We start from the raw sequence: 22,323 nt of genomic DNA on the forward strand, positions 1-22,323 counted from the left end.
ACGGTTCCCTCTCCCGCCGGGAGAGGGTTAGGGTGAGGGCCCAGCGCACAACCCAGAACGCACAACCCTCACTACGCCACGCCCAGCACCTGACGCGCTTCGCGCGCTACATTCGCCATCTCGTCGCTCAGCTCCAGCAGCTCTGGTTCCAGCGCTGCGATATCGCTCTCCTGATGCAGACTCTTCTCCAGCTGCTGACACAGCTGTTTCAGCCGCGGCACGCCGCTGTAGCTGGCGCTGCCGTGCAGCTTGTGGATAATCTCGCGCAGCCCATCGAGGTCATTCTGCGCCATACATTGCGCCACGCGCTGCTCCACTTCCGGCAGAAAATCCAGCAGCATCTGCAGCAGATCGCGCGCCAGCTCGGCTTTATTCGCCGCCTGGCGCAGCGCCAGCGCCCAGTCGAGTGAGGGCGCGATCGCTGGTTGTCGCACCGCGCTCGCCACGCTGCCCGGCGCATAGCGCTGCAGCAGCTGCTTCAGCTTGTCCTCATCAATCGGCTTGGCGAGATAGTCATTCATGCCGGCGGCGATCAACTGCTCACGTTCGCCATCCAGCGCATGCGCCGTGACCGCGACAATCGGCGTGCTGGCGTGCTGTGGCAGGCTGCGGATGATCTCGCTGGCGCGGATGCCGTCGATGTCCGGCATCTGAATATCCATCAGGATCACGTCCAGCCGCTGCTGCCGCGCCTGGTGAATCGCCTGACTGGCGTTGTCGCACAGAATGATGTTCTGGACCTGCTCCTCCAGCAATGCGCCGATCAGCTTCAGGTTGGCCGGATTATCATCCACCGCCATCACCGTCAGCGGCTGTCTTACGCCGCGCGGGGCGGCGTCGCTATGACGCATGTTGAGATCGAGCAGCATCGGCAGCAATCGCGTCAGCGACACCGGTTTGGCAATGCAGCCGGCGATACCGCGCGCGCGCAAATCATCGGCGAACAGCATCATTTCGCTCGGCAGCGCCAGCAGCACGGAGTCGGCGTGTGCGCGCAGGCGGGCAATCAGCGCATCGGACAGCGTAGCCGGATGGGGATCGCTGACCGGCAGCCCCATCAGCAGCAGCGGGAAGTGGGCGTCGGGCAGATCGTCAAGGCTGGCAAAGTGCTGCACCTGCAAAGGCGTAATGCTCAGCATTTCCTGAACCGCTTTCGCCACCGCCGGATGGGGTTCGATATAAGCCAGCGGTGTGGCGTGCAGATCGTCGAGCATGCGTGGAATCGCCGGTGCATTAGGATTGAGATCCAGATGTACCTGTACCCAGAAGGTGGAGCCCTGATTCTGCCGGCTGTGGAAGGCGATCTCACCGCCCATTTCGTGCACCAGTTTCTGCGTAATCACCAGGCCAAGACCGGTACCGCCGTGACGGCGCGAAATACTGGCGTCCGCCTGACGAAATGCCTGGAACAGCTGCGACTGCTGCTGCTCAGAGATACCGATGCCGGTATCGTGCACCTGAATCTCCAGTTCCGCCCGCGTGATGCTGAGATGACGCAGCTCGACGCGCAGATCAATGTGGCCGCGCTCGGTGAATTTAATGGCGTTGCCAATCAGGTTGATCAGAATTTGCTGCAGACGCAGCGGATCGCCAATCACATTATCCGGCACCTGTTTCCCGAGGCACACGGTGATCTCGAGGCCTTTCTCGTGCGCGGACGGCGCCAGCAGCACCAGCGTTTCATCCAGCGTGGCGCGCAGCGGGAACGGGATCGACTCCAGCACCAGCTTACCGGCTTCCAGTTTGGAGAAATCGAGCACGTCGTTAATGATGCTGAGCAGGTTATTGGCCGAACGCTCAATGGTGCTCATGTAATCACGCTGGTTGGTGCTTAGCCCGGTTTTCAGCATCTGGCGGGTAAAGCCAATCACGCCATTGAGCGGCGTGCGCAGCTCGTGCGACATATTGGCGAGAAACTCCGACTTGATGCGTGCCGCTTCCTGGGCGCGCTTTTTCGCCAGGTCCAGCTCGACGTTCTGAATCTCCAGCTGCTCGAGCGTTTCGCGCAGATCGTAGGTTGCCTGGTCGATGTTCTGCTGCATCTCTTCATGGTAGGCAGTAAGCGACATCGCCATGGCGTTGATGCCGTTTTTCAGGATGCTCAGTTCCCCCAGCATGTAGCCATCCACGCGGCTGTCGAGCTGGCCACGCCGGATGCGGTCCACGGTGGTAACCATGTTGCGAATCGGGCCAGTGACGTCGCGCATCAGTCGATAGGCAAACAGCATGGCGATACACAGGCAGAACAGCAGCAGCAGAGTGGCGACAAACACCTCTTTGTACTGTTCCAGCCGCACCGACTGCAGATCCAGCTCAATCGCCACATAACCCAGCGGATTGCCTGCCGGCTTGGCGTCTTCACCCGGCAGTTCGTCCACCGAATAGCGTTCAGAGATAATCGGCGTGCGCAGCACCATCAGGTTGCCGTGTCGCTCCACCGACACGCCATCCGCCAGCGTGGAAATATCGGCTTTTTGCAGCAGCGCGAGGTTCTGGTTGTTATTGGAGCTGACGTAGATGTGATTGTTGTTGTCGAAAACCGTAATGGCACGGACAATATCGGAATGACGGCGATGCAGCAGGCTGACCAGCTCGCGAATCGCATCACGATTATGCCACGTCATGCCGTACTCGCTCGACACCGCCAGCGGTTCGATAATGTTAGCGCCGGCATCGCGCACCTGGTGCTGCAGTTCGTTGTAGCGGTGCACCACGAAGAAGGTACTGAGCAGCAGGCCAATCATCAGCGTCGGCGCCAGTATCAGAATCATCATTCGCGCCCGCAGGCTGTATTTGGTCATAATTGTGGCCTGGCGACTCCTGGCATTTTATCCCTGTGCAAAAACCGCATACGGCTGCACACCTAATGAAAACTGAGAATTCACAATACTATGGCGCAATTTTACTCCGCAAAACAGCGCGTGACGACGAAGCAACGTCTCAGCGTCACCATTGACGAGCTTGATCCCTTTGGTCAGGGCGTGGCGCGCCATAACGGTAAAACGCTGTTTGTCAGCGGCGCGCTGCCCGGCGAACAGGCCGAGGTGATCCTGACCGAAGATAAGCGTCAGTTTGCGCGCGGCAAAGCCAAAAAGATTACACAACCGAGCCCGCAGCGCCAGCAACCGCGCTGCATCCATTTCGGCGTGTGCGGCGGCTGCCAGCAGCAGCACGTGTCCGTGGCGCTGCAGCAGGAGAGCAAAGCGCGGGCGCTGGGCCGCATGCTGAGTCAGGAAGCGGCGCTGCCGGTGCAGGTGGATGAGATCATCAGCGCTGCGCCCTGGGGCTATCGCCGGCGCGCGCGTCTCGGTTTGCAGTGGCTGCCGAAGCAGCAGCGCCTGCAGATGGGCTTCCGTCAGGCGGCCAGTAACGATCTGATTGATGTGACGCAATGCCCCGTTTTGGTGCCCGAGCTTGAGGCGCTGCTGCAGCCGCTGCACCACTGTCTCAGCAACCTGCACGCAGTGAAACGGCTGGGGCATGTGGAACTGGTGCTGGCGGATAACGCTCCGCTAATGGTGCTGCGCCATCTTGATGCGCTCTCCGCTGCGGACCGGACAAAACTGGAACGTTTTTCGCATGAGCACCGGCTGATGATCTGGCTGGCGGACGGCAGTGACGCGCTGCAGGCGCTCGGTGCTGAGCAGCCTTACTATCGCTCGTTTGATTTGCAGCTAACCTTTAGCCCGCAGGATTTCATTCAGGTCAACGATGGCGTGAATCAGCAGATGGTGGCACAGGCGATTGCCTGGCTGGATCTGCAGCCGGACGATCGGGTGCTGGATCTGTTCTGCGGCATGGGCAACTTCACATTGCCGCTAGGAAAGTTCGTACAAAATGCGGTGGGTGTGGAGGGCGTTGCAGCATTAGTGCGCCAGGCAGAGTATAATGCTCAGCTTAACAATCTCAGAAATGTCTGCTTCTTCCAGCACAATTTAGAGGAAGATGTCTCGCGCCAGCCCTGGGCGGCGCAGGGATTTAATAAGGTGTTACTGGATCCGGCGCGTGCCGGGGCCGCGGGCGTGATGTCGCATATCGTTAAACTTGCGCCGCAACGCGTGGTCTATGTTTCCTGTAACCCGACAACACTTGCCCGCGACAGTCAGACATTACTGTCGGCGGGCTACCATCTGGAAAGGGTCGCGATGCTGGATATGTTCCCTCATACCAGCCATCTCGAATCCATGGTGCTGTTTAGCAAAACATAAGCGATGTTTAAGTCGCTGTGGCAGGAGAGGATATGGTTGCGGTTAGAAGTGCGCATTTAAATACGGCCGGGGAATTTGCCCTTGACCAGTGGATCGCCAGCTTGAGTATCAGTAATCCGCAATCCTGCGAACGACTGGCGGAAACATGGCGCTACTGTGAAGCCGAAACGCACGACCATCCTGATCAGGCTCTGCTGCTGTGGCGCGGTATTGAGATGGTGGAAATTCTCACCATGCTCAGTATGGACATCGACAGTCTGCGCGCCGCGCTGCTGTTCCCGCTGGCCAATGCGGGCGTGGTAAGCGAAGAGGATCTGGAAAAGGCCTTTGGCAAAAGCATCGTCTCGCTGGTGCACGGCGTGCGCGATATGGATGCCATCCGCCAGCTGAAAGCCATTCACAACGACTCAATGGCCTCGGAGCAGGTGGATAACGTGCGCCGCATGCTACTGGCGATGGTGGAAGATTTCCGCTGCGTGGTCATCAAGCTGGCAGAACGTATCGCCCATCTGCGCGAGATGAAAGATGCGCCGGAAGATGAGCGCGTGCTGGCGGCGAAAGAGAGCACCAACATCTACGCGCCGCTGGCCAACCGTCTCGGGATCGGCCAGCTCAAATGGGAGCTGGAAGATTACTGCTTCCGCTATCTCCATCCTGACGAATACAAACGCATCGCCAAACTGCTGCACGAACGCCGCATCGATCGTGAACAGTACATTGATAACTTCGTCGATAACCTGCGTAAAGAGATGCAAAAAGAGGGCGTGCGTGCGGAAGTTTACGGCCGTCCCAAGCATATCTACAGCATCTGGCGCAAAATGCAGAAGAAGTCGCTGGCGTTTGATGAGCTGTTCGACGTGCGCGCAGTGCGCATCGTCGCTGAACGCCTGCAGGACTGCTACGGCGCGCTCGGCACCGTCCATACGCTGTATCGTCATCTGCCTAGCGAGTTCGACGATTACGTCGCCAATCCCAAGCCAAACGGCTATCAGTCGATTCATACCGTGGTGCTGGGACCGCAGGGCAAAACGGTCGAGATTCAGATCCGTACCCGCCAGATGCACGAGGACGCTGAACTGGGCGTCGCGGCACACTGGAAGTACAAAGAAGGACCGACCGCCAGCAACGCACGCGGTGCCGCAGGGCACGAAGAGCGCATCGCCTGGCTGCGTAAACTGATTACCTGGCAGGAAGAGATGGCGGATTCCGGCGAGATGCTGGAAGAGGTGCGCAGCCAGGTATTTGATGACCGCGTTTACGTGTTTACGCCAAAGGGCGACGTGGTCGATTTGCCGGCCGGTTCCACGCCGCTCGACTTTGCCTACCACATTCACAGTGATATTGGTCATCGCTGCATCGGCGCCAAAATCGGCGGCCGTATCGTGCCCTTTACCTATCAGCTGCAGATGGGCGATCAGATTGAGGTGATCACCCAGAAGCAGCCGAACCCGAGCCGCGACTGGCTGAACCCCAACCTCGGCTATATCACCACCAGCCGCGGGCGCTCGAAGATTCATGCCTGGTTCCGTAAACAGGATCGCGACAAAAATATCGCGGCCGGCCGGCAGATTCTGGATAGCGAGCTGGGCCAGCTGGATATCAGCATGCGCGAAGCCGAGAAGCTGCTGCTGCCGCGTTATAACGTCAGCTCGCAGGATGAGCTGCTGGCGATGATTGGCGGCGGGGATATCCGTCTTAACCAGATGGTTAACTTCCTGCAGGCGAAGCTCAACAAGCCGAGCGCCGAAGAGGAAGATCGCGAGGCGCTGCGTCAGCTGACGCAGAAATCGCATCAGCCGTCGTCGGCGCGCAAAGAGAGTGGCCGCGTGGTGGTGGAGGGGGTCGGCAATCTGCTGCACCACATTGCACGCTGCTGCCAGCCGATTCCGGGCGATGATATTGTCGGGTTTATTACCCAGGGGCGCGGCATTTCGATTCACCGCGCCGACTGCGATCAGCTCAGCGAACTGATTTCGCATGCACCGGAACGCATTGTCGATGCGGTGTGGGGCGAAAGTTACTCCAGCGGTTATTCGCTGGTGGTACGCGTGACGGCCAACGATCGCAGCGGGCTGCTGCGCGACATCACCACCATTCTGGCCAATGAAAAGGTCAACGTGCTGGGCGTGTCCAGCCGCAGCGACACCAAAAAGCAGCTCGCCACCATCGATATGGATATCGAGATTTATAACCAGCAGGTGCTGGGTCGCGTGCTGGCGCGCCTTAATCAGGTGCCGGATATTATCGATGCGCGCCGCTTACATTAAGCCCTGCTGAGACCGGTGCGCAGCAATGCGCACCCAGGCAAAACCGCGTAATTACCCTGCAGGGTCGCCATTAATGGCGGCTTTTTATCTTGTTGTTCCGGGGAGTTTCATGACTGCTTTAGACCGCCTGCTCACCATCATGCAAACCCTGCGCGATCCGGTGCGCGGCTGCCCGTGGGATCGCCAGCAGACCTTTGCCTCAATCGCGCCGTATACGCTGGAAGAGACCTATGAAGTTATCGACGCCATCCAGCGCGAAGACTTTGACGATCTGCGCGGCGAACTGGGCGATCTGCTGTTTCAGGTGGTGTTCTACGCCCGCATGGCCGAGGAGCAGCAGCGTTTCAACTTCGATGACATCTGCAACGCCATCAGTGACAAACTGGAGCGTCGCCATCCGCACATCTTCGGCGAAGTCCAGGTCGATTCCACGGCTGAAGTGCTGAAAAACTGGGAGGCGATCAAGCAGCGCGAGCGTGCGGAGAAGTCGCAGCACTCGGTGCTGGACGATATCCCTAAAGCGCTGCCGGCGCTGATGCGCGCCTATAAAATCCAGAAGCGCTGTTACAGCGTAGGCTTCGACTGGGACAGCCTCGGGCCGGTGCTGGATAAAGTGCATGAAGAGATCGACGAAGTAATGCATGAAGCGCAGCAGGCGGTGGTGGACAGCGACAAGCTGGAAGAGGAGATTGGCGATCTGCTGTTCGCCACTGTCAATCTGTCACGCCATCTTGGCAGCAAAGCGGAAACCGCGCTGCAAAAGGCCAACGACAAGTTCGAGCGCCGCTTCCGTCAGGTAGAGAATATTATTCAGGCCCAGGGGCTGAGCATGGAACAGGCTACGCTGGCGCAGATGGAAGCCGCCTGGCAGCAGGTCAAAGCCGGCGAATAACCTTATTCAGCCTCTCTGCGCAGCGCTGGTGATTATTCCAGCGCTGCGCATAAAATCACCGTCTGAGCTTACTCGATTCAGCCAGTCGGCAACTTTGTGACGTACGTCAACATTTCACCCGGCACTCTCCGCTATGTTACAGGCTGTAATGCGAGGAGGATGGTGTGATTCATCAATTGTGGCTGCGGACGACTTCGGGTATACTGTTTTCCCGTCCTGGTTATTCCACCGTCTTTAAACCTAAACTCTCAGGTTCAGCATGACAACGAATTATATTTTTGTGACCGGCGGGGTCGTTTCCTCTCTGGGCAAAGGCATTGCCGCAGCCTCCCTCGCAGCCATCCTTGAAGCACGTGGTCTGAATGTGACCATCATGAAACTCGATCCGTATATCAACGTCGATCCGGGTACCATGAGTCCTACGCAGCACGGTGAAGTGTTCGTCACCGATGACGGGGCCGAGACCGATCTGGATTTAGGTCACTACGAGCGCTTCATCCGTACCAAAATGTCGCGCCGCAACAACTTTACTACCGGCCGTATCTACTCAGAAGTGCTGCGCAAAGAGCGTCGCGGCGACTATCTGGGCGCGACCATTCAGGTTATCCCACACATCACCAACGCCATCAAAGAGCGCATCATTGAAGGTGGCGAAGGTCATGACGTCGTGCTGGTGGAAATCGGCGGAACCGTGGGCGATATCGAATCCCTGCCGTTCCTGGAAGCGATTCGCCAGATGGCGGTCGATGTTGGCCGTGAACACACCATGTATATGCACCTGACGCTGGTGCCTTACATGGCGGCGGCGGGTGAAGTGAAAACCAAGCCAACTCAGCACTCGGTCAAAGAGCTGCTGTCGATTGGTATTCAGCCTGACGTGCTGATTTGCCGTTCAGACCGCGCGGTGCCCGCTAACGAGCGTGCGAAGATCGCCCTGTTCTGTAACGTGCCGGAAAAAGCGGTTATCTCGCTGAAAGACGTTGATTCGATCTACAAGATCCCGGGCCTGCTGAAATCACAGGGTCTGGATGATTACATCTGCAAGCGTTTCAACCTGAGCGCGCCGGAAGCCAATCTGGCCGAGTGGGAGCAGGTGATTTACGAAGAAGCCAATCCGGGCGGCGAAGTCACCATCGGTATGGTCGGCAAATATGTCGAACTGCCGGATGCCTATAAATCCGTGATTGAAGCGCTGAAGCACGGCGGCCTGAAAAATCGCGTCACCGTTAACATCAAGCTGATCGATTCGCAGGATGTGGAAACGCGCGGCGTCGAAATTCTGAAAGATCTTGATGCTATCCTGATTCCTGGTGGCTTCGGTTACCGCGGTGTGGAAGGAAAATTGCTGACCGCGCAATACGCGCGTGAAAACAACATTCCGTACCTCGGCATTTGCCTTGGCATGCAGATTGCGCTGATGGAATTCGCGCGCAATGTGGCCGGAATGGAAGGCGCCAACTCCACTGAATTTGTGCCAGACTGTAAGTACCCGGTGGTTGCGTTAATCACCGAATGGCGCGATGAAAACGGTAACGTTGAACAGCGTACCGAGCAGAGCGATCTGGGCGGCACCATGCGTCTGGGAAGCCAGCAGTGCCAGCTGACGCCGGAAAGTAAAGTGCGCCAGCTGTACGGCTCTGACGTCATTACTGAGCGTCACCGCCACCGTTACGAAGTAAACAATCTGCTGCTGAAGCAGATTGAAGCGGCGGGTCTGCACATTGCAGGCCGTTCCGGCGACGATCAACTGGTGGAGATCATTGAGATCCCGAATCATCCATGGTTTGTAGCCTGCCAGTTCCACCCGGAATTCACGTCGACCCCGCGTGATGGTCATCCGCTGTTCGCTGGCTTTGTGAAAGCCGCGCAGGAGCACCAGAAGCGTTTAGCGAAGTAAGAGTTTAACGAACAGCGCGCGAACTTTTCGCGCGTTGTTTGTCTTAGGATTGACTAACTTGTACTGAGGAAAATCGAATGTCCAAAATCGTTAAAGTCATCGGTCGCGAAATCATCGACTCCCGTGGCAACCCGACTGTAGAAGCAGAAGTGCATCTGGAAGGCGGTTTCGTTGGTCTGGCTGCTGCGCCATCAGGTGCATCAACTGGTTCACGCGAAGCACTGGAGCTGCGTGACGGTGATAAGTCTCGTTTCCTGGGCAAAGGCGTAACCAAAGCGGTTGCTGCGGTTAACGGCCCAATCGCTGACGCGGTAAAAGGCAAAGATGCCAAAGACCAGGCGAACATCGATAAGATCATGATCGAGCTGGACGGTACTGACAACAAATCCAACTTCGGTGCAAACGCCATTCTGGCGGTTTCTCTGGCAGCAGCGAAAGCAGCAGCAGCCTCTAAAGGCCTGCCACTGTACGCACACATTGCAGAACTGAACGGCACCCCGGGCAAATACTCTATGCCACTGCCAATGATGAACATCATCAACGGTGGTGAGCACGCGGATAACAACGTTGATATCCAGGAGTTCATGATTCAGCCGGTTGGCGCGAAAACCGTGAAAGAAGCCATCCGTATGGGTTCTGAAGTGTTCCATCACCTGGCTAAAGTCCTGAAAGCCAAAGGCATGAACACCGCGGTGGGTGACGAAGGTGGCTACGCGCCAAACCTGGGTTCAAACGCCGAAGCGCTGGCCGTTATCGCCGAAGCTGTTAAAGCAGCAGGCTACGAGCTGGGCAAAGACATCACCCTGGCGATGGACTGCGCAGCATCTGAATTCTACAAAGACGGCAAATATGTGCTGGCTGGCGAAGGCAACAAAGCCTTCACTTCTGAAGAGTTCACCCACTTCCTGGAAGACCTGACCAAACAGTACCCAATCGTTTCTATCGAAGACGGTCTGGATGAGTCTGACTGGAACGGCTTCGCTTACCAGACCAAAGTACTGGGCGACAAAATTCAGCTGGTGGGCGACGACCTGTTCGTGACCAACACCAAAATCCTGAAAGAAGGCATCGAGAAAGGCATCGCTAACTCTATCCTGATCAAATTCAACCAGATCGGTTCTCTGACCGAAACCCTGGCTGCGATCAAGATGGCGAAAGATGCTGGCTACACCGCGGTCATCTCTCACCGCTCTGGCGAAACTGAAGATGCGACCATCGCTGACCTGGCGGTCGGTACTGCCGCTGGCCAGATCAAAACCGGTTCTATGAGCCGTTCTGACCGCGTTGCTAAGTACAACCAGCTGATTCGTATCGAAGAAGCGCTGGGTGACAAAGCGCCGTTCAACGGTCTGAAAGAAGTTAAAGGCCAGGCGTAATCGCCTGCGGATGTGGCTAAACGGCCACATCGCCTGACATCAAGCCCCGCCTCGTGCGGGGCTTTTGCTTTTTATGGCACGAAGCAGCTGTGAAGCGACGCACAAAATCTGCCATAATCTGCGCCTCGAATTTCTGACGTGAGTAAAAAATGTTCTACCCGATTAACGAAATGTTCCAGACGCTGCAGGGCGAAGGTTTTTACACCGGCGTGCCGGCCATCTTTATCCGCTTACAAGGATGTCCGGTGGGCTGTAGCTGGTGTGATACCAAACATACCTGGGAAACGCGGGCGGATCGGGAGACGTCGCTGGGGGACATTCTGGTCAAAACCGTGGAGAGCGATGCCTGGGGCAGCGCCGATGCGGCCACGCTGATTGAGAGCATTCAGCGTCAGGGCTGGACCGCCCGCCATGTGGTAATCACCGGCGGTGAGCCGGCAATTTTTGACTTACGTCCACTGACCGAAGCGCTGGAGGCGGCCGGTTTTCAGTGTCAGATTGAAACCAGCGGCACGCATGAAGTGCACTGTTCCGCTGCTACCTGGGTGACGGTGTCGCCGAAGGTGAACATGCGGGGTGGCTACGATGTGCTGCCGCAGGTGCTGCAGCGTGCCGATGAGATCAAACATCCGGTGGCGCGCGAGCGGGATGTGGAAGCGCTGGATGCGCTGCTGGCTGGCCTGCAGGATGAGAAAAAACGCATTGTGGCGCTGCAGCCCATCAGCCGTGGCGAGGCGGCGACCAGACTGTGTATCGAAACCTGCATTGCCCGCAACTGGCGGCTTTCGATGCAGACGCACAAATACCTGAACATCGCCTGATTCACCCGATGCGCACCCGGCAAAATTAACGCCATTGTGGCGGGTAAGCATCAATGCGCACCCTGTAAAACTCATTACACCGTAGGGTCGCCATTGATGGCGACCTGGCCAATGGTAGCCGATGCGCATTAATGCGCACCCAGTAAAAATCCGCACTGCACCGTAGGGTCGCCATTGATGGCGACCTTCTGACCTTTACCGCGACTGTCAGCCGCGATAGACGCAGCCTGCGGTGCAGGTCTCTTTGATCATCACTGCACTCAGCTCAGGCAGAATCGGCTTCATCTCATCCCAGATCCATTTCGCCAGCACTTCGCTGGTCGGGTTCTCCAGACCGGGAATATCGTTGAGATAATGGTGATCGAGGCGATCGTAGATCGGCCTGAACGCCGCCTTTAGTTCGGCAAAATCCATTACCCAACCGGTATGCGCATCCACTTCACCGGTAATTTCCAGTCGCACCAGAAATGAATGGCCGTGCAGACGACCGCATTTATGCCCTTCCGGCACGTGAGGTAAGCGGTGGGCCGCTTCAAACTGGAACTCTTTAAACAGCGTGGTAGACATAATGGCTCTCAGACGTAAAAACCGCTGAAGTCTACCTGAAAAGCAGATTTTTCGCACCCGCCAGCGCTGAAAAGGGCATTTCTGCTGATTTGCCGTTTATGCCGTAAATTAACTGATTGAATTATTGAGACTTTATTTACCACTTTTACTGGTTAGGCTGACCCAAAAAACCACTTAGTCATTTTGGTTATTTATTATGTCGAAGCCTTATTTAATCGTTAATATACAGGCCGGTAACCTACCCACTCTTCCGCCGCTTCCCGGTACGGATTTCTGACACTGGAATTTTTAACGCGATGACGACTCAGGCACCCCCAGCGATGCTTCCGCTATCCCCGGAGCAAATTGCGCGCTTACAGGCCGCGACCACCGATTTCAATCCAACGCAGCTGGCATGGCTTTCTGGCTACTTCTGGGGCATGGTTAATCAGGCACCGGGCACCGTTGCCGCGCCTGCGCCAGTCGCCGCTGAGGTGCCGGGCATTACGCTGATCTCCGCCTCCCAAACCGGCAATGCGCGCCGGCTGGCCGAGCAGCTGCGTGACGATTTACTGGCGGCGAAACTGAGCGTCAATCTGGTGAATGCCGGCGACTACAAATTCAAACAGATCGGTCAGGAAAAACTGCTGGTCATCGTGACCTCAACGCAGGGCGAGGGCGAACCGCCGGAAGAGGCGGTGGCGCTGCATAAATTCCTGCTGTCGAAGAAAGCGCCGAAGCTGAGTGATACCGCCTTTGCCGTGTTTGGTCTTGGCGATACCTCCTATGAATTTTTCAGTCAGGCCGGTAAAGACTTCGACCAGCGTCTGGCCGAACTGGGCGGCGAACGCCTGCTGGATCGCGTGGATGCCGATGTTGAATACAGCGAGCTGGCCAGCGCCTGGCGTCTGCAGCTCACCGATATTCTCAAAGCGCGCGTGCCGGCGGAACCGGCAGCGCAGCTGGCAGCCAGCGCGGCTGGCAGCGTCAATCTGGTGGACAGCAGTCCTTACACCAAAGAAGCGCCGCTCACCGCCAGCTTTGCTCTGAACCAGAAAATTACCGGTCGCAACTCAGATAAAGACGTGCGCCATATCGAAATCGATCTGGGTGATTCCGGTCTGCGTTACCAGCCAGGCGATGCGCTCGGCGTATGGTATGAAAACGATGCGGAACTGGTGCAGGAGCTGCTGCAGCTGGTATGGCTGAAAGGCGATGAGCAGGTCGAGGTGCGCGGAGAAACCCTGCCGCTGGCCGAGGCGCTGCAGAAACATTTCGAACTGACGGTCAACACGCCGCAGATCGTCGAGCAGTATGCGGCCCTGTCGCGCAACGAGGCGCTGCTGGCGCTGGCGGGCGACAAGCCGAAGCTGCAAAGCTTCGCGCAGAGTTTCCCGATTGTCGACATGGTGCGCCAGGCGCCCACCGAACTGAACGCCGGCCAGCTGACTGGCCTGCTGCGTCCGCTGACGCCGCGGCTTTACTCCATCGCCTCGTCGCAGGCGGAGAGCGAAACCGAAGTGCATATCACCGTCGGCGCGGTGCGTTATGAAATTGACGGCCGTCAGCGCGGCGGCGGCGCTTCTACCTGGCTGGCCGATCGCCTGGAAGAAGATGGCGAAATCCGCGTGTTCATCGAGCATAACGATAATTTCCGCCTGCCGGCCAATCCGGATGCGCCAGTGATCATGATCGGCCCGGGCACCGGCATTGCCCCGTTCCGCGCCTTCATGCAGCAGCGTGAAAACGACGGTGCCAGTGGTAAAAACTGGCTGTTCTTTGGTAATCCGCACTTCACCGAAGATTTCCTCTATCAGGTAGAGTGGCAGAAATACGTTAAAGACGGTCTGCTGACCCATATCGATCTGGCGTGGTCACGCGATCAGGCCGAAAAGATTTACGTACAGGATAAAATCCGCGCCAGAGGGGCGGAAGTGTGGCGCTGGATTGAAGAGGGCGCGCACCTGTACGTCTGCGGCGACGCCAATCGCATGGCGAAAGACGTTGAACAGGCATTACTGGATGTGGTGGTCGAACACGGCGGCATGGATCGTGAAACCGCTGACGAATTTTTAAGTGAGCTGCGCATTGAGCGCCGTTATCAGCGAGACGTTTACTAATGAGCGAAAAACATCCTGGACCGCTGGTGGTTGAAGGCAAACTTTCCGACGCCGAGCGTCTGAAAAAGCAGAGCAACTACCTGCGCGGCACCATTTTAGAAGATCTCGACAATGGCCTGACCGGCGGCTTTACCGGCGATAACTTCCTGCTGATCCGTTTTCACGGCATGTACCAGCAGGATGACCGCGACATCCGCGCCGAGCGCGCCGCGCAGAAGCTGGAACCGCGACATGCGATGATGCTGCGCTGCCGTCTGCCGGGCGGCATCATCACGCCAACGCAGTGGCTGGCGATTGATAAATTTGCCACCGACAAAACGCTGTACGGCAGCATTCGCCTGACTAACCGTCAGACATTCCAGTTTCACGGCATTCTGAAGAAGAACGTTAAGCCGACTCACCAGATGCTGCATGAAGTCGGACTGGACGCGCTGGCCACCGCTAACGACGTCAACCGTAACGTGCTGTGTACCTCGAACCCGGTGGAGTCAGAGCTGCATCAGGAAGCGTATGAGTGGGCGAAAAAGCTTTCCGAGCACCTGCTGCCGCAGACGCGCGCCTACGCCGAGATCTGGTGGGATCAGGAGAAGGTCGCCACCACCGATCAGGAGCCGATCCTCGGTGAGACCTATCTGCCACGTAAGTTTAAAACCACCGTGGTGGTGCCGCCGCATAACGATGTCGATCTGCATGCGAACGATCTGAACTTCATCGCCATTGCGGAGAACGGCAAGCTGATTGGCTTTAACCTGCTGGTCGGCGGCGGCTTGTCGATTGAGCACGGCAACAAAGCCACCTACGCGCGCACCGCCAGCGAGTTTGGCTACCTGCCAGTGGAGAAGATCCTTGATGTGGCTGCGGCGGTGGTCACCACGCAGCGCGACTGGGGTAACCGTACCGATCGTAAAAATGCCAAAACCAAATACACGCTGGAGCGCGTCGGCGTCGAGACCTTTAAAGCCGAAGTCGAGAAGCGTGCCGGCCTGACCTTCGAGCCGATTCGCCCGTACGAATTTACCACCCGTGGCGATCGCATCGGCTGGGTGAAGGGCATCGACAAGAAATGGCACCTGACGCTGTTTATCGAAAACGGTCGCCTGCTGGATTATCCGGGCCGTCCGCTGAAGCGCGGTATCGCGGAGATTGCCAAAGTGCATCAGGGCGATTTCCGCCTGACCGCCAATCAGAACCTGATTGTGGCCGGCGTACCGGAGGTGCAGAAAGCGCAGATCGAAGCCATTGCGCGTGAGCACGGCCTGATGGAAGCGGTCACGCCGCAGCGTGAAAACTCCATGGCCTGCGTGGCCTTCCCGACCTGTCCGCTGGCGATGGCTGAAGCCGAACGCTTCCTGCCGTCTTTCGTCAGCAAAGTGGAGGAGATCATGCACCGCCACGGCGTCGGCGAAGAGCACATAGTGTTACGCGTTACCGGTTGTCCGAACGGCTGCGGGCGTGCCATGCTGGCCGAACTGGGCCTGGTGGGCAAAGCGCCGGGCCGTTACAACCTGCATATTGGTGGTAATCGCATCGGCACGCGCATCCCGCGCATGTACCGCGAAAACATCACGGAAAACGAAATCCTCGCCAGCATCGATGAGCTGGTGGCGCGCTGGGCCAGCGAGCGCACGGCAGATGAAGGGTTTGGTGACTTCGTGATTCGCGCGGGCATTGTGCAGCCGGTGGTCGATCCCGCCCGTGATTTCTGGGACCCGGAGGCAGTATGACACTACCCGATCTCGCCAGCCTGAACAGCGGCAGCAAAGTCGATCGCATCATGGCGCTGGCGGAAAGCAACGTCCAGCTGGAAAAGCTCTCTGCTGAACAGCGCGTCAGCTGGGCGCTGGAGCAGCTGCCGGGCGCCTTTGTGCTGTCGTCGAGTTTTGGTATTCAGGCGGCGGTACTGTTGCACATGGTCACGCAGCAGCGCCCGGATATTCCGGTGATCCTCACCGATACCGGTTATCTCTTCCCTGAGACCTACCGCTTCATTGATGAACTGACGCAGCAGCTGAACCTGAATCTGCAGATCTTCCGCGCCGAAACCTCACCGGCGTGGCAGGAAGCGCGCTACGGCAAGCTGTGGGAGCAGGGCGTTGAAGGGATCGAGCAGTACAACCAGCTTAACAAAGTTGAACCGATGAACCGCGCGCTGCAAACGCTGGGTGCGCAGACCTGGTTTGCCGGCCTGCGCCGCGATCAGTCCGGCAGCCGTGCCAGCCTGCCGGTACTGGCCGTGCAGCGTGGCGTGTTCAAAATCCTGCCGATCATCGACTGGGATAACCGTCAGGTGCACCAGTATCTGAAGCAGCATGGGCTGAAGTACCATCCGCTGTGGGACGAAGGTTACCTCTCCGTGGGCGACACGCACACCACGCGCAAGTGGGAGCCGGGGATGGCTGAGGAAGAGACGCGCTTTTTCGGCCTCAAACGCGAATGCGGGTTACACGAAGGCTGATGGGCGCAATTGCTGCGAGTGCGCAGCGGTGCGCACCCGCAAAACCGGCAAGATCTTACAACGTCGGATTAGCCAGCTCCGTCAGCAGCGGCTGCAAAATGCGTACGCTGTCGCGCGTGCGCTGATGGATGCGCCCCGGCAGCCAGTGGTCGATGTAAGTCAGATTATCGCGCCCGGTCTGGTGGCGCACCGTACCCTCCGGAAAATGCGGTGACCGCGCGCGCTGCTGCTCTCCGGCTTTATTGCCCAGCGCCCAGTTGGCTGCGGTAACGTCCAGCAGTGGAATCCCGGCTTTATCAAACGGATTAACGCCCGGGTAATCGCGTGCGGTCAGCACGTGGCTGGCGGCCGTGATGCCGTAACGGTGCGCAATCTGCAGGGCGCGCGCGCTGGTCTGCTTGCGTACTGCCGCTGGCGTATTCATGCCGTTATTAAAGTAGAGGCGATCGCCAACGATCAGGCTATTCAGATCGATCACCAGCAGCGTATCTTTCTTCTCCTGCACGCTCATGCGCGCCAGATAATCATCCATACCGTGTAAACCGGCTTCGCCTGCGCTCAGTGCCACAAAGCGCACGCCATAGTGCAGCGGCGTTTGACTCAGCGCCTGCGCCAGCTCCAGCATTACGCCCAGCCCGGAAGCGTTATCGTCCACGCCCTGCAAACGCAGGCCGCCGAGATTATTGTCTGCCTCGTGCTGGCTGAGCGGCGTCCAGGTATCCAGATGGGTGACGATCAGAATCTCCTGCGGCACGCTGCCGGCGCGTGCGGCGATCACCGAGGTCGCCGTCACTTTATGGCGGCGCGTGATGCCCTGTTTCTCCAGCCAGTTATAGCTGGTATTAAACTGCCGGGTATTGCTCTGATAACCAAGCTGAGTGAACTGCTGCTGCAGATAATCTGCCGTCATCAGCTCGGCGGGGCTGCCGCTCATGCGGCCGGGGAAATAAGTGGCGATGTGACGCAACTGCTGTTCGGCAAAGTGGCCAGGGGCGATCGCTGCAGCCTGCGCCAAAAGAGGCAAACCGCCGGCAATCAGTGCTGCCAGCACGCTGCGGCGGAGAGTGGCAAACATAGTGGTTGTCCTTTTCTGACATCCCGTCAGGGTAAAAAAATTCTGAGTTAGTATGAAACTGTGACGCCGCCTGCACAATTTGTATCGCTCCGAAACACCAGCAATATCATTTGTTAAGCACAAATTGTTATCAGCAATCCCGGTGCGTTATTCCATTTGGTAACTACTCATGCTAATTCGTAATTTCATCTGCCAGAAGGCGGGGACGTATAGTCGCGTTAACTTATTGTAAAACTAACAAGGTTAACGTGGATTACTTGCCTCTCTTTGCCGATCTCAAAAACCGTCCGGTGCTGGTGGTCGGCGGTGGCGAAATCGCTGCGCGTAAAATTGAGCTGCTGCGGCGTGCCGGTGCGCACGTGCGTGTGGCCGCGCGCGAGCTCGGCCATGAACTGCAGGCGCTGCGCGACATTAACGCCATCGAGTGGATTGCTCAACACTTCGACGCGGCGCAGCTGGACGATGTTTTCCTCGTGATTGCCGCCACCGACGATAACGCTCTCAACGCGCAGGTATTTGATGCCGCCAATGCGCGCCACAAGCTGGTGAATGTGGTCGACGACCAGCCGAAATGCAGCTTTATCTTCCCGTCGATTGTTGACCGCTCACCGCTGGTGGTGGCGATCTCCTCCAGCGGCACCGCGCCGGTGCTGGCGCGTCTGCTGCGTGAAAAAATCGAAGCGCTGCTGCCCGCCAATCTCGGGCAGATGGCCGAAGTGGCCGGTCAGTGGCGCGACAAAGTCAAACAGCGCTACCACAAAATGTCTGACCGTCGTCGCTTCTGGGAGCGGGCTTTTAATGGCCTGTTTGCCAGCCAGATGGCGGCGGGTAACGTCAACGAGGCGCGCCGCACGCTCGATCGCGAACTGGAAAACACCTCCGATAATCAGGGTGAAATCACACTGGTCGGTGCCGGACCGGGCGACAGCGGTCTGCTGACGCTGCGCGGGCTGCAGGTGATGCAGCTGGCCGATGTGGTGCTGTATGACCATCTGGTCAGCGATGAGGTGCTGGAGCTGGTGAGACGCGATGCCGATCGTATCTGCGTCGGCAAACGCGCCGGCGCCCATTCGGTGCCACAGGAAGAGACCAATCAGCTGCTGGTGACGCTGGCGCAGCAGGGCAAGCGCGTGGTGCGCCTGAAAGGCGGCGATCCGTTTATTTTTGGCCGCGGCGGCGAAGAGCTGCAGGCGGCGCAGGCGGCGGGCATTCCGTTCCAGGTGGTGCCGGGCATCACTGCAGCCGCGGGTGCTACCGCGTATGCCGGTATTCCGTTAACCCACCGCGATTATGCCCAGAGCGTGCTGTTTATTACCGGTCACTGCCGCGCCGACGGCGACGGTATCGACTGGCCGTCGCTGGCGCGCGCGCGTCAGACGCTGGCAATTTACATGGGCACGGTGAAAGCGGCGGAAATTGCCGCCGGGCTGATCGAACACGGCCGCGCGCCGTCAACGCCAGTGGCGGTGATTGGTCGCGGCACGCGCCAGGATCAACAGGTGCTGACCGGCACCTTAGCACAACTCGAGGCGCTGGCTGCTGCCGCGCCAACGCCAGCGCTATTAGTGATTGGCGAAGTGGTGAATCTGCACGGGCAACTTGCCTGGTTCCAACATTCGGCACAGCAGGGGGCTCGCGAGTCCGCCGTTGTCAATTTGGCTTGAGGAAAAATTATGGACCAAAATCGTCTCACTCATCTGCGCCAGCTGGAGGCAGAGAGTATCCATATCATCCGCGAGGTGGCGGCCGAGTTCAGCAATCCGGTGATGATGTACTCCATCGGTAAAGACTCCTCGGTGATGCTGCATCTGGCGCGCAAAGCCTTCTATCCGGGCACGCTGCCGTTTCCGCTGCTGCACGTTGATACCGGCTGGAAATTCCGTGAAATGTACGAGTTCCGCGATCGCACCGTGAAAGCGATGGGCGCAGAGCTGCTGGTGCACCGTAACCCGGAAGGCGTGGCGATGGGTATTAACCCGTTCGTGCACGGCAGCGCCAAACACACCGACATCATGAAAACCGAGGGTCTGAAGCAGGCGCTGAACAAATACGGTTTTGATGCGGCATTCGGTGGCGCACGCCGTGACGAAGAGAAGTCGCGCGCCAAAGAGCGTATCTATTCGTTCCGCGATCGTTTCCACCGCTGGGATCCGAAAAACCAGCGTCCGGAGCTGTGGCACAACTACAATGGCCAGATCAACAAAGGCGAAAGCATTCGCGTGTTCCCGCTCTCCAACTGGACCGAGCTGGATATCTGGCAGTACATCTTCCTGGAAAACATCGAAATCGTGCCGCTGTACCTGGCAGCACCGCGCCCGGTGCTGGAGCGCGACGGCATGCTGATGATGATTGATGACGATCGTATCAACCTGCAGCCGGGTGAAGTGATTAAGCAGCGTATGGTGCGTTTCCGTACCCTCGGCTGCTGGCCACTGACCGGCGCGGTGGAATCCGAGGCGCAGACGCTGCCGGAAATCATTGAAGAGATGCTGGTCTCCACCACCAGTGAACGTCAGGGGCGCGTGATTGACCGCGACCAGGCCGGTTCGATGGAACTGAAAAAACGTCAGGGTTATTTCTAAGGAGACGCCGATGAATACCGTTATTGCCCAACAGATTGCCGAGCAGGGCGGCGTTGAAGCCTGGCTGACCGCGCAACAACACAAAAGCCTGCTGCGTTTCCTCACCTGCGGCAGCGTCGACGACGGCAAAAGTACGCTGATTGGCCGTCTGCTGCACGATACGCGCCAGATTTATGAAGATCAGCTGTCGTCGCTGCACAATGACAGCAAACGCCACGGCACCCAGGGCGAGAAACTCGATCTGGCGCTGCTGGTTGATGGCCTGCAGGCCGAGCGCGAGCAGGGCATCACTATCGATGTGGCCTATCGCTATTTCTCCACCGAGAAGCGCAAGTTCATCATCGCCGACACGCCGGGGCACGAGCAGTACACGCGCAACATGGCGACCGGCGCTTCGACCTGCGATCTGGCGATCCTGCTGATCGATGCGCGCAAAGGCGTGCTGGATCAGACCCGTCGCCACAGCTTCATCGCCACGCTGCTGGGCATCAAACATCTGGTGGTGGCGATTAACAAGATGGATCTGGTGGCGTACAGCCAGGAGACCTTCGAGCAGATCAAACAGGATTACCTCGATTTTGCCGCGCAGCTGCCGGACGATCTTGATATCCGCTTTGTGCCGATGTCGGCGCTGGAAGGCGATAACGTCGCCACCCCGAGCGTAACCATGCCGTGGTACAGCGGCCCGACGCTGCTCGACGTGCTGGAGACGGTAGAGCTGAAGCGCGTGGTCGACACGCAGCCGATGCGCTTCCCGGTGCAGTATGTTAACCGGCCGAACCTCGACTTCCGTGGCTATGCCGGTACGCTGGCGTCAGGTACGGTCAGCGTCGGCCAGCGGGTGAAAGTGCTGCCGTCCGGTGTGGAATCCAGCGTTGCGCGTATCGTCACCTTTGATGGCGACCTGCAGCAGGCGGCCGCCGGTGAGGCGATTACCCTGGTGCTGAACGATGAGATCGACATCAGCCGTGGCGATCTGCTGGTGGATGCCGCAGCCGATTTGCAGGCGGTGCAGTCCGCGACCGTCGACGTGGTGTGGATGGCGGAACAGCCGCTGCAGCCGGGACAAAGCTATGAAGTGAAAATTGCCGGCAAGAAAGCGCGTGGCCGCGTCGAAAAGATTCTCCATCAGGTGGAGATCAATACGCTGGAAAAACGCGCGGTCGACAGCCTGCCGCTCAACGGCATCGGTCTGGTAGAGGTGACGTTTGATGAACCGATGGTGCTGGATGCTTACCAGCAGAACCCGGTGACCGGCGGCATGATCTTTATCGATCGCCTGAGCAACGTGACCGTCGGTGCCGGCATGATCCATCAGCCGCTGAGCGCCGCGCGCAGTCAGGCTGGCCAGTACAGTGATTTCGAGCTGGAGCTGAACGCGCTGGTGCGCCGTCACTTCCCGCACTGGAACGCGCGCGACCTGCTGGGCGGTCAGTAATGGCGCAGCACGACGAAAACGTGGTGTGGCATGACCATCCGGTCACGCGCGCTGAACGCGAACAGCAGCACGGCCATCGTGGCGTGGTGCTGTGGTTTACCGGGCTCTCTGGCTCGGGTAAATCCACCGTGGCCGGTGCGCTGGAGCAGGCGCTGCACCGGCTGGGCGTCAGCACCTATCTGCTGGACGGCGACAATGTGCGTCACGGCCTGTGCCGCGATCTCGGTTTCAGCGATGAAGACCGCAAAGAGAATATCCGGCGCGTGGGTGAAGTGGCGAAACTGATGGTGGATGCCGGACTGGTGGTGCTGACGGCGTTCATCTCGCCGCACCGTGCCGAGCGCCAGATGGTGCGCGATCTGCTCGGTGACGGGCAGTTTATCGAGGTGTTCGTCGATACGCCGCTGGCGGTGTGCGAAGCGCGCGATCCGAAAGGCTTGTATAAAAAAGCCCGTGCCGGCGAGCTGCGTAACTTCACCGGTATCGACAGCGTTTACGAGGCGCCAGACGCGCCGGAAATCCAGCTGGATGGTGAACAATTGGTTACAAAACTGACCGGCCAATTGTTAGACCTGCTGCGCCACCACGATATCATCAGATCCTGAACCGACAGCGGCAAATCTCACGGTTTGCCGCGCTTTAGCGT

The 22,323-nt window shown here is 58.3% G+C and carries 16 protein-coding genes; 13 read left to right on the top strand and 3 right to left on the bottom strand.

Features of this window, described 5'->3' with window-relative positions:
* Window positions 1-71: 71 nt before the first annotated feature.
* Window positions 72-2,801, bottom strand: coding sequence for a two-component sensor histidine kinase BarA (gene barA, locus H7K56_RS21410; RefSeq protein ID WP_150361119.1), 2,730 nt, complete (start codon window positions 2,799-2,801; stop codon window positions 72-74).
* A 90-nt stretch (window positions 2,802-2,891) separates the two neighbouring features.
* Here barA and rlmD point away from each other — a divergent pair, with 90 nt between their 5' ends.
* The 6 genes from rlmD (at window position 2,892) to queE (ending at window position 11,461) form a co-directional block, all read left to right on the top strand.
* A complete protein-coding gene (rlmD, locus tag H7K56_RS21415) occupies window positions 2,892-4,208 on the top strand; it encodes a 23S rRNA (uracil(1939)-C(5))-methyltransferase RlmD (RefSeq protein WP_150361120.1) in 1,317 nt (438 codons plus the stop codon).
* A 32-nt stretch (window positions 4,209-4,240) separates the two neighbouring features.
* Entirely contained in the window at window positions 4,241-6,475 is a 2,235-nt protein-coding gene (gene relA / locus H7K56_RS21420; RefSeq protein ID WP_021507365.1) for a GTP diphosphokinase, read from the top strand.
* Between the two features lie 109 nt (window positions 6,476-6,584).
* Window positions 6,585-7,367 (top strand): nucleoside triphosphate pyrophosphohydrolase, encoded by a 783-nt coding sequence (gene mazG, locus H7K56_RS21425; RefSeq protein WP_150361121.1) that lies wholly within the window; start codon window positions 6,585-6,587, stop codon window positions 7,365-7,367.
* 259 nt (window positions 7,368-7,626) lie between these two features.
* Window positions 7,627-9,264, top strand: coding sequence for a glutamine hydrolyzing CTP synthase (gene pyrG, locus H7K56_RS21430; protein WP_021507363.1), 1,638 nt, complete (start codon window positions 7,627-7,629; stop codon window positions 9,262-9,264).
* 77 nt (window positions 9,265-9,341) lie between these two features.
* A complete protein-coding gene (eno, locus tag H7K56_RS21435; protein WP_021507362.1) occupies window positions 9,342-10,640 on the top strand; it encodes a phosphopyruvate hydratase in 1,299 nt (432 codons plus the stop codon).
* 149 nt (window positions 10,641-10,789) lie between these two features.
* A complete protein-coding gene (gene queE / locus H7K56_RS21440) occupies window positions 10,790-11,461 on the top strand; it encodes a 7-carboxy-7-deazaguanine synthase QueE (protein WP_150361122.1) in 672 nt (223 codons plus the stop codon).
* A 207-nt stretch (window positions 11,462-11,668) separates the two neighbouring features.
* Here the strand turns inward: queE and queD are convergent, their stop codons facing one another.
* Window positions 11,669-12,031, bottom strand: coding sequence for a 6-carboxytetrahydropterin synthase QueD (queD, locus tag H7K56_RS21445; RefSeq protein ID WP_176428100.1), 363 nt, complete (start codon window positions 12,029-12,031; stop codon window positions 11,669-11,671).
* A gap of 293 nt (window positions 12,032-12,324) precedes the next feature.
* Between queD and cysJ the strand changes: the two genes are divergently transcribed.
* Genes cysJ through H7K56_RS21460 form a run of 3 tightly spaced genes read left to right on the top strand, consistent with a single transcriptional unit; the run spans window position 12,325 to window position 16,582 of the window.
* A complete protein-coding gene (gene cysJ, locus H7K56_RS21450) occupies window positions 12,325-14,127 on the top strand; it encodes an NADPH-dependent assimilatory sulfite reductase flavoprotein subunit (protein ID WP_058759740.1) in 1,803 nt (600 codons plus the stop codon).
* A complete protein-coding gene (cysI, locus tag H7K56_RS21455) occupies window positions 14,127-15,851 on the top strand; it encodes an assimilatory sulfite reductase (NADPH) hemoprotein subunit (protein ID WP_059010910.1) in 1,725 nt (574 codons plus the stop codon). The genes cysJ and cysI overlap by 1 nt, the downstream gene beginning before the upstream one ends.
* Window positions 15,848-16,582: a phosphoadenylyl-sulfate reductase gene (locus H7K56_RS21460; protein WP_058759741.1), complete on the top strand. Its 735-nt coding sequence runs from the start codon at window positions 15,848-15,850 to the stop codon at window positions 16,580-16,582. The genes cysI and H7K56_RS21460 overlap by 4 nt, the downstream gene beginning before the upstream one ends.
* Before the next feature lie 55 nt (window positions 16,583-16,637).
* On the opposite strand, the gene H7K56_RS21465 is transcribed toward H7K56_RS21460, so the two are convergent.
* The gene (locus H7K56_RS21465; protein ID WP_058775990.1) at window positions 16,638-17,657 is read right to left on the bottom strand and encodes an aminopeptidase; all 1,020 of its coding nucleotides are present in this window, start codon (window positions 17,655-17,657) and stop codon (window positions 16,638-16,640) included.
* 248 nt (window positions 17,658-17,905) lie between these two features.
* Between H7K56_RS21465 and cysG the strand changes: the two genes are divergently transcribed.
* The 4 genes from cysG to cysC are packed head-to-tail and all read left to right on the top strand — an operon-like array spanning window position 17,906 to window position 22,282.
* On the top strand, window positions 17,906-19,321 hold the full coding sequence (gene cysG, locus H7K56_RS21470) for a siroheme synthase CysG (RefSeq protein WP_021507355.1): 1,416 nt from the start codon (window positions 17,906-17,908) through the stop codon (window positions 19,319-19,321).
* A gap of 9 nt (window positions 19,322-19,330) precedes the next feature.
* Complete coding sequence (gene cysD, locus H7K56_RS21475) at window positions 19,331-20,239, top strand: sulfate adenylyltransferase subunit CysD (RefSeq protein ID WP_021507354.1); 909 nt, start codon at window positions 19,331-19,333, stop codon at window positions 20,237-20,239.
* A 10-nt stretch (window positions 20,240-20,249) separates the two neighbouring features.
* Window positions 20,250-21,677, top strand: a complete 1,428-nt coding sequence (cysN, locus tag H7K56_RS21480; protein ID WP_058775992.1) for a sulfate adenylyltransferase subunit CysN — start codon at window positions 20,250-20,252, stop codon at window positions 21,675-21,677.
* Window positions 21,677-22,282 carry an adenylyl-sulfate kinase gene (gene cysC, locus H7K56_RS21485; protein WP_021507352.1) on the top strand — a complete coding sequence of 202 codons (606 nt, stop codon included), beginning with the start codon at window positions 21,677-21,679 and terminating at the stop codon, window positions 22,280-22,282. The genes cysN and cysC overlap by 1 nt, the downstream gene beginning before the upstream one ends.
* Window positions 22,283-22,323 lie beyond the last annotated feature (41 nt).

This window comes from Pantoea dispersa (assembly GCF_014155765.1).
Taxonomy (GTDB): domain Bacteria; phylum Pseudomonadota; class Gammaproteobacteria; order Enterobacterales; family Enterobacteriaceae; genus Pantoea; species Pantoea dispersa.